13 protein-coding genes are annotated in these 12572 nt (G+C 66.9%); 9 read left to right on the top strand and 4 right to left on the bottom strand.

What is annotated here, in order from left to right; all coding sequences use genetic code 11:
* Position 1: 1 nt before the first annotated feature.
* From AC1DKV_RS27750 to AC1DKV_RS27735, 4 genes are all read left to right on the top strand, one after another.
* Positions 2 to 646, top strand: a complete 645-nt coding sequence (locus AC1DKV_RS27750; protein WP_441621895.1) for a 3-oxoacid CoA-transferase subunit B — start codon at positions 2 to 4, stop codon at positions 644 to 646.
* Between the two features lie 53 nt (positions 647 to 699).
* Complete coding sequence (pcaF, locus tag AC1DKV_RS27745) at positions 700 to 1845, top strand: 3-oxoadipyl-CoA thiolase (protein WP_477138418.1); 1146 nt, start codon at positions 700 to 702, stop codon at positions 1843 to 1845.
* Between the two features lie 155 nt (positions 1846 to 2000).
* Positions 2001 to 2732: an SDR family NAD(P)-dependent oxidoreductase gene (locus AC1DKV_RS27740; RefSeq protein WP_477138417.1), complete on the top strand. Its 732-nt coding sequence runs from the start codon at positions 2001 to 2003 to the stop codon at positions 2730 to 2732.
* Between the two features lie 126 nt (positions 2733 to 2858).
* Positions 2859 to 3878, top strand: coding sequence for a Bug family tripartite tricarboxylate transporter substrate binding protein (locus AC1DKV_RS27735; protein ID WP_477138416.1), 1020 nt, complete (start codon positions 2859 to 2861; stop codon positions 3876 to 3878).
* A 211-nt stretch (positions 3879 to 4089) separates the two neighbouring features.
* Here the strand turns inward: AC1DKV_RS27735 and AC1DKV_RS27730 are convergent, their stop codons facing one another.
* Positions 4090 to 4311, bottom strand: coding sequence for a hypothetical protein (locus AC1DKV_RS27730; protein WP_441621903.1), 222 nt, complete (start codon positions 4309 to 4311; stop codon positions 4090 to 4092).
* Between the two features lie 342 nt (positions 4312 to 4653).
* Here AC1DKV_RS27730 and AC1DKV_RS27725 point away from each other — a divergent pair, with 342 nt between their 5' ends.
* On the top strand, positions 4654 to 5196 hold the full coding sequence (locus tag AC1DKV_RS27725) for a PadR family transcriptional regulator (protein WP_477138415.1): 543 nt from the start codon (positions 4654 to 4656) through the stop codon (positions 5194 to 5196).
* A gap of 54 nt (positions 5197 to 5250) precedes the next feature.
* On the opposite strand, the gene AC1DKV_RS27720 is transcribed toward AC1DKV_RS27725, so the two are convergent.
* Positions 5251 to 6246: an NAD(P)H-dependent flavin oxidoreductase gene (locus tag AC1DKV_RS27720; RefSeq protein WP_477138414.1), complete on the bottom strand. Its 996-nt coding sequence runs from the start codon at positions 6244 to 6246 to the stop codon at positions 5251 to 5253.
* Between the two features lie 90 nt (positions 6247 to 6336).
* Entirely contained in the window at positions 6337 to 6711 is a 375-nt protein-coding gene (locus AC1DKV_RS27715; protein WP_441622005.1) for a nuclear transport factor 2 family protein, read from the bottom strand.
* Between the two features lie 348 nt (positions 6712 to 7059).
* Here AC1DKV_RS27715 and AC1DKV_RS27710 point away from each other — a divergent pair, with 348 nt between their 5' ends.
* Both AC1DKV_RS27710 and galE read left to right on the top strand, forming a co-directional pair.
* A complete protein-coding gene (locus AC1DKV_RS27710) occupies positions 7060 to 8097 on the top strand; it encodes a tyrosine-type recombinase/integrase (RefSeq protein ID WP_477138434.1) in 1038 nt (345 codons plus the stop codon).
* A 134-nt stretch (positions 8098 to 8231) separates the two neighbouring features.
* The gene (galE, locus tag AC1DKV_RS27705) at positions 8232 to 9251 is read left to right on the top strand and encodes a UDP-glucose 4-epimerase GalE (RefSeq protein ID WP_441621909.1); all 1020 of its coding nucleotides are present in this window, start codon (positions 8232 to 8234) and stop codon (positions 9249 to 9251) included.
* Between the two features lie 93 nt (positions 9252 to 9344).
* On the opposite strand, the gene AC1DKV_RS27700 is transcribed toward galE, so the two are convergent.
* Positions 9345 to 9650, bottom strand: coding sequence for an H-NS histone family protein (locus AC1DKV_RS27700; RefSeq protein WP_477138413.1), 306 nt, complete (start codon positions 9648 to 9650; stop codon positions 9345 to 9347).
* Between the two features lie 339 nt (positions 9651 to 9989).
* On the opposite strand from AC1DKV_RS27700, the gene AC1DKV_RS27695 reads away from it, so the two are divergent.
* Complete coding sequence (locus AC1DKV_RS27695; RefSeq protein WP_477138433.1) at positions 9990 to 10601, top strand: flavin reductase family protein; 612 nt, start codon at positions 9990 to 9992, stop codon at positions 10599 to 10601.
* A 140-nt stretch (positions 10602 to 10741) separates the two neighbouring features.
* The gene (locus tag AC1DKV_RS27690; RefSeq protein WP_477138412.1) at positions 10742 to 12487 is read left to right on the top strand and encodes a methyl-accepting chemotaxis protein; all 1746 of its coding nucleotides are present in this window, start codon (positions 10742 to 10744) and stop codon (positions 12485 to 12487) included.
* Positions 12488 to 12572: the final 85 nt, after the last annotated feature.

The raw sequence follows: 12572 nt of genomic DNA, 5'->3' as shown, positions 1-12572 counted from the left end.
CATGCAACGCCTGACCCGCGATCAGATGGCCGCMCGCGTGGCCAAAGACATTCCCGACGGTGCCGTGGTCAACCTCGGCATCGGCCTGCCCACCCTGGTCGGCAATCACCTGCCGGCCGACCGTGAAATCCTGCTGCACAGCGAGAACGGCCTGCTCGGCATGGGCAAGGCGCCCCCCGCCGGCGAGGAAGACGGCGACCTGATCAACGCCGGCAAGCAGCCGGTCACGGTCAAGGCCGGCGGCTCGTATTTCCACCATGCCGACTCCTTCGCCATGATGCGCGGCGGCCACCTCGACTTCTGCGTGCTGGGCGCCTTCCAGGTGTCCGAGAAGGGCGACCTGGCCAACTGGCACACCGGCGCGCCCGGCGCGATCCCGGCCGTGGGTGGTGCCATGGACCTGGCCATCGGGGCCAAGCAAGTGTTCGTGATGATGGAGCACCAGACCAAGCAGGGTGAAAGCAAGATCGTGCCGCAATGCACGTACCCGCTCACCGGCATGACCTGCGTCACGCGCATCTACACGGACCTGGCCACCATCGACGTCACGCCCGAAGGGCTGGTGGCCCGCGACCTCGTCGAAGGCCTGTCCTTCGAGGAACTGCAGGGCGTAACCGGCGTGCCGCTCAAGCAGGCCGCCGCCTGACCGGCAAGCGCCATCCGCACCACGCTTTCACATACAAGCAAGAGAGAGACAACATGACCGAAGCCTTTATCTGCGACGCCATCCGCACCCCCATCGGCCGCTACGGCGGCAGCCTGTCCGCGGTGCGCGCGGACGACCTGGGCGCGGTGCCGCTCAAGGCGCTGATGGCGCGCAACCCGAACCTGGACTGGTCCGCCATCGATGACGTCATCTACGGCAACGCCAACCAGGCCGGCGAAGACAACCGCAACGTGGCGCGCATGTCGCTGCTGCTGGCCGGCCTGCCGCAAAGCGTACCGGGCGCCACCATCAACCGCCTGTGCGGCTCCGGCATGGACGCCACCGGCACCGCCGCGCGCGCCATCAAGTCCGGCGAAGCCGGCCTGATGCTCGCCGGCGGCGTGGAAAGCATGAGCCGCGCCCCGTTCGTGATGGGCAAGGCCACCAGCGCGTTCTCGCGCGACGCGCAGATCTTCGACACCACCATCGGCTGGCGCTTCATCAACCCGGCCATGCGCGCGGCCTACGGCGTGGACTCGATGCCCGAGACCGCCGAGAACGTCGCCACCGACTACAAGATCAGCCGCGAAGACCAGGACCTGATGGCCATGCGCAGCCAGGAAAAGGCCTCGCGCGCGCAGGCCAACGGCACGCTGGCGCAGGAAATCACCGCCGTGACGATCGCCCAGAAGAAGGGCGACCCGCTCGTGGTGGACCGTGACGAGCACCCGCGCGCCACCAGCATGGAAGCGCTGGCCAAGCTGCGCGGCGTGGTCCGCGCCGACGGCACCGTGACCGCCGGCAACGCCTCGGGCGTCAACGACGGCGCCTGCGCCATCCTGCTGGCCAGCGAAGCTGCCGCCAAGCAGCATGGCCTGACCCCGAAGGCACGCATCGTCGGCATGGCCACCGCCGGCGTGGCGCCGCGCGTGATGGGCATCGGCCCGGCGCCGGCCACCCAGAAGCTGCTCAAGCAGCTCGGCATGACCATCGACCAGATCGACGTGATCGAGCTGAACGAAGCGTTCGCCGCGCAAGGCCTGGCCGTGCTGCGCGAACTGGGCGTGGCCGACAACGACGAGCGCGTCAATCCCAACGGCGGCGCGATCGCGCTGGGCCACCCGCTCGGCATGAGCGGCGCCCGCCTGGTCACCACCGCCATGTACCAGGGACTCCGGTCCGCGGGCGCGCGGCGCTAAAGAACACCGTCCTACCGCCAGCCTGGGCTGGATGTACAGGCTGATGACGTTTCCCAACGCAAGAAGCAATGCGACAGGGCCGACTGGCTCGCCGGCTCTCGTCGCATCCCCTTTTGGCATGACCCGGCGCAGGTTTGCGCCGGTCGGAGCAAACGATGTCTCTTCCCGTTGCCACGCTCGTTACCGGCGCAAGTTCCGGTATCGGCCGCGCCATCAGCGAGATGCTGCTGGCCGACGGCGTGACCCAGGTGGTCAATGTCGACTATGTCGCCCCCGCCTGGTCCCACCCGAACATGACCTTCTTMCAGGCTGACCTGACCGACGCCGCCGCGACCCGCGCCGTGGCCGAGCAGGTGGTCTCGCGCTTCGCCGTCACGCGGCTGGTCAACAATGCCGGCGCCACGCGCCCCGGCACTGCCGACACCGCCCGCGTCGAAGACCTCAACTACGTGGTCGGGCTGCACCTGCAGGCCACCATGCTGCTGACCCAGGCCTGCCTGCCCGCGATGCGCGCGGCGGGTTTCGGCCGCATCGTCAACATGGCGTCGCGTGCCGCGCTGGGCAAGCCCGAGCGCGTGGTGTATTCCGCCACCAAGGCCGGCCTGATCGGCATGACCCGCACGCTGGCCATGGAACTGGGCGGCGACGGCATCACCGTCAACGCCGTGGCGCCGGGCCCGATCGCCACCGAGCTGTTTCGCAACAGCAACCCGGACGGCAGCGAGCAGACCAAGCGCATCCTGGCCAGCATCGCGGTCAAGCGCATGGGCACGCCGGAAGACGTCGCGCGCGCTTCGATGTTCTTCCTCTCGCCGGAGAACGGGTTCGTGACCGGCCAGGTACTCTACGTTTGTGGTGGCACCACGCTTGGCGTCGCCCCCGTGTAAGCCCGGGGCGTGGGCGCGGCCAAGGTGCCGCGGCGTCATCACGCCGAAGCAGTTCATCAGTCAATAACTAAAATGACGGCCCGGGCCACGAGCGCGGGCCGATAAGCGATTTATCCTGGAGCAAACATGAAATCCGATTCCCAAGCACGCACCCCGCACGCCAATACGCGCCGGCGCCTGCTGGCTGCTGGCGTGGCGCTGGCAGCGACCTTCGCCGGCGTGACCGGCAGCGCCTTCGCCCAAGGCACCTACCCGACCAAGCCGATCACCCTGATCGTGCCGTTCTCGGCAGGCGGTACCACCGACATCCTGGCCCGCATCGTCGGCCTGCAACTGGGCAAGGCGCTCGGCCAGCCCGTGGTGATCGACAACCGTCCGGGMGCTGGCGGCAATATCGGCGCATCGCTGGCGGCCAAGGCGCCTGGCGACGGCTACACGCTGTTCATGGGCACCATCGGTACCCACGCCATCAACCAGTCGCTGTACTCCAAGCTGCCGTACGACCCGGTCAAGAATTTCGCGCCGATCTCGCGCGTGGCCATGGTGCCGAACCTCGTGGTGGTCAATCCCAAGGTGCCGGTCAACAACATCAAGGAACTGATCGCCTACGTCAAGGCCAACCCGGACAAGCTGTCGTACGGTTCGTCGGGCAGCGGTTCGTCGATGCACCTGTCGGKCGAGCTGTTCAACTCGATGACCAACCTGCACATCCAGCACGTGCCGTACAAGGGCAGCGCCCCCGCGGTCAACGACCTGCTGGGCAACCAGATCGGCCTGATGTTCGACAACATGCCGTCGTCGTACCCGCACGTGAAGGCTGGCAAGCTGCGCGCCATCGCCGTGACCTCGGCCAAGCGCTCGCCGGCCCTGCCGAACGTGCCGACCGTGGCCGAATCCGGGGTGCCGGGCTATGAAGCCACTTCCTCGTTTGCGCTGTACGCCACGGCCGGCACGCCGCAACCGATCGTCGACCGCCTCAACGCCGAAGTGGTGAAGATCCTGGCGATGCCGGAAGTGAAGAAGCAGATGGCGGACCAGGGTGCGGAGCCGCATCCGGAGAAGCCGGCGCAACTGGCCGCGTTCATGAGCGCCGAGACCGCCAAGTGGGCCAAGGTGGTGAAGGCTTCCGGCGCGACGGTGGACTGATCCGCCAGCTGTCCTGCCGTTTGTCCAGCCCGCGGTCGGGGACAACAGTCCCCGCCGCGGGTTTGTCATTTGTGCGCGCCCGATGCCCGGCAGCAGGACGAAAAAAAGCCCGCGGGCAGCGCGGGCTTAATTCCGGCCCATGATCTGGGCAGGAGGAGACAACAAACAACAGAAGAGCGTCAGGGACGCATGCCCCAGATGAGGCTGTATCTCAGACGAGGCTGTATTTGACGACCTGTTCTTCAACGCCGACAAAGCGCACCAGCTGCCGCAAGCCGCTGGCATATTCCTTGATGTGGTGGCCTTCGGGCGTATCCGGCAGGCGGTAGTACACGGGTGTGGATGCTGCCGGTGGAGGCTGTGCCGCCGGCCTGGCGGCGTCGGCTTCCCACGGGACATCCCGGTCTTCGGCGAAATCTGCTTGTCCTTGCATGGACCACTCCTGATCGATGGATTCGCATGCCATGCGCCGCGGCCGAATAGCGGTCCCAGGCATGCAAAAGATGACTATGTCTGCAAATGTATTGCAGTCGATCGGAAAATGCCATTTCGCATTATTTAACTCTGGTCCGATCTTTGCTTCAATTTGTCATAGGCCATGCAATTAACGGCCTGGATTGCGCGGCATTGAGGCTGGCTGGCATCGATCCGGCCCGGCGGCCGGCGGCGGAGTCTGCGCGCGAGCGGCTATGCGCTACCATACGCGCTCGCCATCCCGGCCATGCGGCTCGCCGGCTTCATATTGCCGGACCGCCTCCACGTCACGCCTTCTTGCATGTCCGTTCAGCACGCACTCCTGACTTCCCTGCTGGAAAAGCCGTCCTCCGGCTACGAGCTGGCACGCCGTTTCGACCGTTCGATCGGCTATTTCTGGCATGCCACGCACCAGCAGATCTACCGCGAGCTGGGCCGCATGGCGGAAAGCGGCTGGATCGCCGCGGAGGAAGGCGAGGGCGACGCGCGCAACCGCAAGAAGGTGTATTTCGTGCTGCCGCCGGGGCGCGACGAACTGGCGCGCTGGGTGCTGGCGCCAACCGCCGGGCTCGACCAGCGCGACGAGATCCTGGTGAAGCTGCGGGCGGACGCGGTGATCGGCCCGCTTGGGCTGGCGCCTGAAATGGCGCGCCTGATCGGCTTGCACCGCGAGCGCCTGGACACTTATCGCAAGATCGAAGCGCGCGACTTTTCCGACGCCGAGCCGACGCGCGCGCAGCAGTTGCAGCATGCGCTGCTCAAGCGTGGCATCCGCTACGAAGAGGGCTGGGTGGAGTGGGCCGAGGAACTGCTGCCGCTGCTGGAGCAGGGCGGCGCKGCCTGAGAGGGCGCGCGCGGCCCGGCGCGCAAGGCGCCGGGGCCGCGCGGTGACAACGGATCAGGCCAGGTCGGCCGCGGTCGTGGCGGGCGCCGTTTGCGGGGCCAGGCCGAGCCGGCGGCGCGCGAGCGCGTATTCCTCGGCGAAGCGGCGCACCAGCTCGGCGGCAGGCACCACGCGCTTGATCGCGCCCACGCCCTGGCCGGCGCCCCAGATGTCCTTCCATGMCTTGGCGCTGCCCGAACCGAAGTTCATCTTGGACGGATCCGATTGCGGCAGGCCTTCCGGATCGAGCCCCGCATTGACGATGCTCTGGCGCAGGTAGTTGCCATGCACGCCGGTGAACAGGTTCGAGTAGACGATGTCGGACGCGCTGCTGTCCACGATCATCTGCTTGTAGCCGGACTGCGCGTTGGCTTCCTCKGTGGCGATGAAGGCCGAGCCCACGTAGGCCAGGTCCGCGCCCGCGGCCTGCGCCGCGAGGATGCCGTCGCCGCTGGCGATGGCGCCCGACAGCAGCAGCGGGCCGTCGAACCACTCGCGGATCTCATGCAGCAGTGCGAACGGCGACAGGACGCCGGCATGGCCGCCGGCGCCGGCTGCCACCGCGATCAGGCCGTCCGCGCCTTTCTCGATGGCCTTGCGCGCGAAAGCGTTGTTGATGATGTCATGCAGCACGATGCCGCCATAGGAATGCACGGCGTCGTTGACTTCCTTGCGCGCGCCCAGCGAGGTGATGACGATGGGCACCTTGTAGCGCACGCACAGTTCCAGGTCGTGGTCCAGGCGGTCGTTCGACTTGTGCACGATCTGGTTGACCGCGAACGGTGCCGACGGCCRGTCGGGGTGCCTGGCGTCATGCTCGGCCAGTTCGGTGGTGATGCGGTCCAGCCAGTCGTTGAGCACCGGGCCCGGGCGTGCGTTCAGCGCGGGGAAGGAGCCCACCACGCCGGCCTTGCACTGGGCGATGACCAGGTCGGGGTTGGAGATGATGAACAGCGGCGAGCACACCACCGGCAGGGAAAGGCGGTTCTGGAGGATGGCGGGAAGGGACATGGCGATCAGCGCAAGGTTAGGTCAGTGGAGCGGAGCGGAAAGAATCCGGAATTGAAGGAATGCGGCGGCAAGCGGCGCGGGTCCGGCGCGTCAGGCGCCTTGCAGGGCTGCCTTCTGGCTGGCCAGGCGCGCGCCCATGGCGGCGGCAAGCGCGTCGAGGCCGCTCTTGGGGCGCACCATGACTTCGAAGTCGTCGATCTTGCCGTCCGCGTTGAAACGGATCATGTCGATGGCCTTGACGGACTTGCCGTCCACCTTGGCGCTGAACTCCAGCACCACGCTGTGGCCGTCGTCGCTGACGAAGCAGCGGTGGTAGCGGAAGTCCTGGAAGACCTGGTTCACGGTCTCCAGCACCATGCGCAGCGCGACGCGTCCCGGGTAGGGCGTGTGCGCCACCGGCGAATGAAACACGACATCGTCGGCGACGATGCTGTCCAGCTCGGCCATCGAATGGGTGGCGATCATCCGATGCCAGGTGGCCAGCGAGGCTTGCGCCGCTGTGCTCAGGGCTGCTTGGTTCACGGTGTCTTCTCCGGGTTGGCCAAGGGCGCGCGCGGCGCCTCGGCATCGTTCTTCAGCGTTGTCTGCAAGCTTGCTATGCAACCAGTTGCATAGCAATGCAGTGAAAGGTAGCAGCCCGGGCGCGCAAATGCAACAAGGCGCGGTGGCAGTGCCGCTCAAATGCCCGCCGCAGGCGTCGTGCGCTGCGCTTGATGCGCGCTTGCGGGCGCCGCGGGGCTCGGTCTTTTGTGGCGATTTGTCTACAATACGGCCATTGCCGCAACCAACGCAGGAGCGCGCGTGAAGACCAACATGAGCGCCGACGGGCTGACTTCCGCCCTCTTCGATGCGGACCTCGACGCCTGGCGCAACCAGCCGGAGCGCGCCTTCGACGGCTGGCTTGCCCGCCACGGCTTTCGCCAGGGCACCGCCGTGGTCTACCGGTCCATGTGGGGCAAGCTGCTGCGCTGGTCGGGCGAGCGCGGCGTGGCGCCGCTGGCCTGGTCCGCCGAGCAGATCGGCGCCTTCCTGGACKAGCAGGACCTGCACAAGCACCACCGCTACCGCTACGCGCGCCTCATCGAGCGCGTGTTCCATCACCTGTMGCAACTCCAGGATGGCTTGCACAACCCCGCCAGCCAGGCCGTGCGCGCACATCTCGCCGAAGGCGAGAACGATCCCACGGCCTTCCTGCTGCCCGCCGAGCGGGACATCCTGATCGCCCGCGTGCTTGCTCCGGCGGCCGCGTCGCCGTTGACGGATGGCAAGGACGGCAAGGACAGCGGTATGCCTTCGCCCACCCAGTGGAAACGCGCGCGCGACGCCGCGCTGGTGGCGGTGCTGCTGGGCGCTGGCCTGAAGGTCGGCGAAGCGCGCATGCTGCGCACCGACAGCATCGAGGCGGATGTCTCTGTCCTGCGCCTGGTGCGCGCCGACAACKGGCGCGCCTATGCGGCGCCGGTCTTCCCCTTCGCCCGGGCGGCGGTGCTGGCGTGGCTGGAAACCCGCGCGGCCTCTGGCACGCACGGCGACCTGGTATTCCCGGCAATGCCCAGCGGCCGGCCCCTGCACGCGGCTTCGCTATACCGCCGCGTGGAGATCCTGCTCGACGAGGCCGGCGTGCTGGCGGAGCGCAGCGAACGGGCTTCGCCGCAGACGCTGCGCAATACCTGCTGCGCSCTGCACTTCGAGGCCGGCGCGAGTCCCGCCGAGGTCGCCCAGCGCCTGGGCATGCGTGACCTGGAATCGGGCTGGCGCCTGCGCACCGCTTTCGAGGCCTGGCAGGCTCGTGCCGGCCTTGTGCCCGCACAAAATCCTGCCACCGCCCCKGGCGCGCCGGACTTGGCCTGATATGCTTAGCCGTCACTTCCGAGGCGCCGGCCCGGCCTTGGTCCGGCTTCCGGGGCAGCTTGTGCGCGACGGGCACGACCGGAGCCACTGCAGCGCCTTTTTAGCCACTTTCATAACCTTATCGATGAATCGCCATGTCTGAAACACTGCTGCTCACGGGAGCCACCGGTTATATCGCCTCGCACACCTGGGTTGCCTTGCTCGAGGCCGGCTATCACGTGATCGGCCTGGATAATCTCTGCAACAGCAATCGCGTCGTGGTCGAGCGGCTGGCGCAGATTACCGGCCAGCGCCCGCATTTTGTGGAAGGCGACGTGCGCGACCGCGCCCTGCTGGACCGCTTGTTCACGGAACACCGGATCTCGGGGGCGATTCATTTCGCGGCGCTCAAGGCCGTGGGGGAATCGGTCAGCAAGCCGCTCGATTATTACGACAATAATCTCAATGGCCTGCTCACGCTGTGCTCGGCGATGAACGCGGCCGGCGTGAAGCAGCTCGTGTTCAGCTCGTCCGCCACGGTTTATGGCAATCCGCACACGGTGCCGATCCTCGAGGACTTCCCGCTCTCGGCCACCAATCCCTACGGCCAGACCAAACTGATGAGCGAACAGATCCTGCGCGACCTGGAGCGCGCMGACCCGGCATGGCGCATCGCTTACCTGCGCTATTTCAATCCKGTGGGTGCGCATGAAAGCGGGCTGATCGGCGAAGACCCGGGTGGCGTGCCCAATAACCTGATGCCTTATGTAGCGCAGGTGGCCGGCGGCCGACGCGAGAAGCTGATGGTCTATGGCGGCGATTATCAGACCGGCGACGGCACCGGCGTGCGGGACTACATCCACGTCAGCGACCTCGCGGACGGCCACCTTGCCGCGCTGGTCTACCTGCGCGACAAGCAGCAGTGCCTGACCGTCAACCTGGGTACCGGCCGGGGCTACAGCGTGCTGGAAGTCGTGGCGGCCTACCAGCGCGCCAGCGGGCGTCCGGTGCCGTACGAGATCGTCGCGCGCCGGCCCGGCGATATCGCCGCGTGCTATGCGGATCCGGCGCTGGCGCAGTCGCTGATCGGCTGGCGCGCCAGGCACGATCTCGACCGCATGTGCGTGGATTCGTGGCGCTGGCAGTCCATGAACCCGCTGGGTTTCGCCGGCTGAGCGGTCTGGCGCTGCTCAGGCAGCAAGTAAAACGGCCGGGCATTAGCCCGGCCGTTTTACTTCGCGCGAGGAAAACCCCGATCTCAGCMGATCTCAGCCGATCAGGAAGTCGTCGATATTCTTGCCGGCGGCCAGCGCCTGCGTCAGCCAGCCCGGACGCTTGCCACGGCCGGTCCAGGTATTGCCCGCGCTGTCGCGGTAGCGTACCGGCACCTTGCGGGTGGCCTTCTTGCTGGCGGCCGGCTTGGTACCGAAGCCGAGGTCGTCGGCGGTCAGTCCATATTGCTCAATTTTCTCGCGAATATCGGCGATGACGGAAGCCTGCTMGCGCGCCTTGATTTCCTCGGCCTGCTTTTGGAGTTCGCTGATTTTTTGAACAATTTCCTGATAAGTCGCCATTACGAGCCTCGATTTACTGGGTTAGCKGGTGAGAGTGAGACGATTATAACGGCGCCCGGCGATTCTGCATATGCCCGTGCCGGCGGAAAAGAGAATTCTGATAAATCGATGCCGAAGCCCAATTAATGAACTTCCGTGCGAATYGCAGGTCACCGTGCACCCGGGATTTGTCGCGGTCGCGCTGCGCGGCCGGAAAATCCACGCGCCGGCCATTTGCATTGTTTTGCCGGGCAATCGGAAATAACCCTCGCCGGCGTATTGGCGCACGCCGGCGAGTGCGTTTGCTGCAACAATAGCGGCCTCATTGCAAATCAGGCTCTCCCGCGCATCATCATTGCCATGTCATCCGATCTCACCGACACCGCAGCCAACATCCCCGCACGCCTTGTCCCCGTGGAACTGGCCAAGGCCTACCGCCTGCTGAACCACGGGCCCGTGACGCTGGTGACCAGTGCGCACGGCGCCAGGCGCAACGTGATGGCCGCCTCCTGGGCCATGCCGCTCGATTTCCAGCCGCCCAAGGTGGCAGTCGTCATCGATGCGCGCACCCTCACGCGCGAACTGGTGGACGCGTCCGGCGAGTTCGCCCTGAACATTCCGGCGCGGCCGCAGGCCGCCGCCACGCTGGAGGTCGGTTCGCACTCCGGCCGCGAGGCCGACAAGTTCGCRGCCGCAGGCCTGGCGACATTTCCTGCCCGGGAAATTGCCGCGCCGCTGCTGGCGGGATGCCTGGCATGGCTTGAATGCCGGGTGATTCCCGAGCCGCATAATGCCGCGCGCCATGACTTGTTTATTGCCGAGGTGGTTGCTGCCTGGGCCGACTMCGCCGTATTTTCCAACGGCCGATGGCATTTTCCGGATAGCGAGTGCCGTTCGATACACTATCTGGCCGGCGGGGCATTTTTTGCCACAGGCGAGGCGTTCCAGGTCGAAACGGGAGGGGGCGGCTGAGCMGCGTGCCGCGCACGGCACCTTGCTCAAGGATTCTCGCGGGCTCGCCGTTATCTGCCCTGAGCGGGTCGCAGGGGTGTCGATCCGCCGGGCCGGGGCCGGAGGAGGCCCCGCGCGTTCCTTACCGTATCGGGTGCTTCATGTCTTTCCATAACAATATCCAGATCAAAACCTTGCTGCGCGGCGCAATGGCCGTGCTGTCGCTACTGCTCGTGCTCGTCGGCGCGGCCGGCCTGTACGGTATGTCGCACAGCAATGACGCACTCCAGGAGACCTACGGTAACCAGCTGGCCTCGGCGCAGGCACTGAGCGAGACCATGCTTGGCACCACCCGCATGCKCCTGGCGCTGGACCGTGGCGTGATGCCGGGCGAACCCGGCGACGGCAAGGTGGCGGTGGACCGCTCGATGGTCTTCATCGACAGCGCCGAAGCTGCCTGGAAGCGTTATGCCAGCCTGCCGCAGAGCGCGGAGGAAAAAACGCTGGCGGATGATCTGGAGCGCAAGCGCCGCGATTTCATGGAAAAGGGCATCAAGCCCCTGCAGAAGGCGCTGCTGGAGAACAACGCGGAGCAGGCGCTGACGATCGCCAAGAAGGAACTGCCGGATATGCAGCGCAGCATGGCAACGGCCTATGAAGCCCTGCAGGGGTACCAGATCCGCACCGGCGAGTCCAACTTCAATGTCTCGCAGACCCGCTTCGAGCGCGTGCGCATGCTGTCGTTCGCGCTGGTCGTGGCCGGCCTGCTGGTGGCCGCGCTTTGCACGGCGGCCCTGCACCGGGCCATCGTGCGGCCGGTGGAGGAGGCGCTGTCGGTGTTCGAACGCATCGCCGCCGGCGACCTGACTTCGCGCATCGTCAATGTGTCGCGCAACGAAGTCGGACGCATGATGCAGGCGCTGTCCGCCATGCAGGACAGCCTGTCGAATATCGTGTCGCAGGTGCGCGGCGGCACCGATTCGATCGCTTCGGCCACCAAGCAGATCGCCACCGGCAACCTCGACCTGTCCCAGCGCACCGAGGAGCAGGCCTCCTCGCTGGAGCAGACCGCCGCCAGCATGGAAGAGCTGACCACGGTGGTGCGCCAGAATGCCGACAACGCGCGCCAGGCCGGCGTGCTGGCCGGCGACGCTTCGCAGATCGCCCTCAAGGGCGGCAACGTGGTGGGCCGCGTGGTCGATACCATGAACGAGATCAGCGGCTCGTCGCGCAAGGTGGTGGAGATCATCGGCGTGATCGAGGGCATTGCCTTCCAGACCAATATCCTGGCGCTCAATGCCGCGGTGGAAGCCGCGCGCGCCGGCGAGCAGGGCCGCGGGTTCGCCGTGGTGGCAGGCGAGGTGCGCAGCCTGGCGCAGCGCTCTGCCGCCGCCGCGAAGGAAATCGAGGCCCTGATCAGCGAGTCCGGCCAGCGCGTCGAAAGTGGCACGCGGCTGGTGGCGGAAGCCGGCCAGACCATGGGCGAGATCGTCGACGCKGTCAAGCGCGTCACCGACATCATGAACGAGATCAGCGCGGCGTCGCAGGAGCAGACCAGCGGCATCGAGCAGGTCAACCAGGCGGTCACGCAGATGGACGAGGTCACGCAGCAGAATGCCGCGCTRGTCGAGCAGGCAGCGGCCGCGGCGGGTGCGCTGGAAGAGMAGGCGCAGAAGCTCGACGGCGTGGTGTCCGTGTTCCGGCTCTCCGGCGGCCAGGCCGCCGCGGCGTCCGTGGCGCGGGCAAGCGCGCCGGTTGCGCGTGTTCCGGTGACTGCGGCAGCCGCGCCCCGGCGCCAGCCTGCCACGCCTGCGCGACAGCGCAAGGCGGTCCAGCGCGTGGCGCCGATGGTGCGTCCGCAGGCCCTCGGGGCCGGCGCCGGCGGCGACGACTGGAGCGCGTTCTGAGCCATGGCGGTGCGCTTGCAGCCGTTTTCCTTTTCGGGGAAGGCCGCGTGATGCGATGATGCGGGTCTCGCGCCCGCGTAGATCT

The sequence above is a fragment of the Cupriavidus sp. 05T41 genome, assembly GCF_056396525.1.
The sequence above is the reverse complement of the archived record's forward strand: the minus strand, read 5'-3'. Positions and strand labels throughout refer to the sequence as shown.

Bases quoted from the DNA above. Each gene is read 5' to 3' on its own strand.
- pcaF (WP_477138418.1), top strand. From the start codon at position 700: ATGACCGAAGCCTTTATCTGCGACGCCATCCGCACCCCCATCGGCCGC.
- AC1DKV_RS27730 (WP_441621903.1), bottom strand. From the start codon at position 4,311: ATGCAAGGACAAGCAGATTTCGCCGAAGACCGGGATGTCCCGTGGGAA.
- AC1DKV_RS27715 (WP_441622005.1), bottom strand. From the start codon at position 6,711: ATGATCGCCACCCATTCGATGGCCGAGCTGGACAGCATCGTCGCCGAC.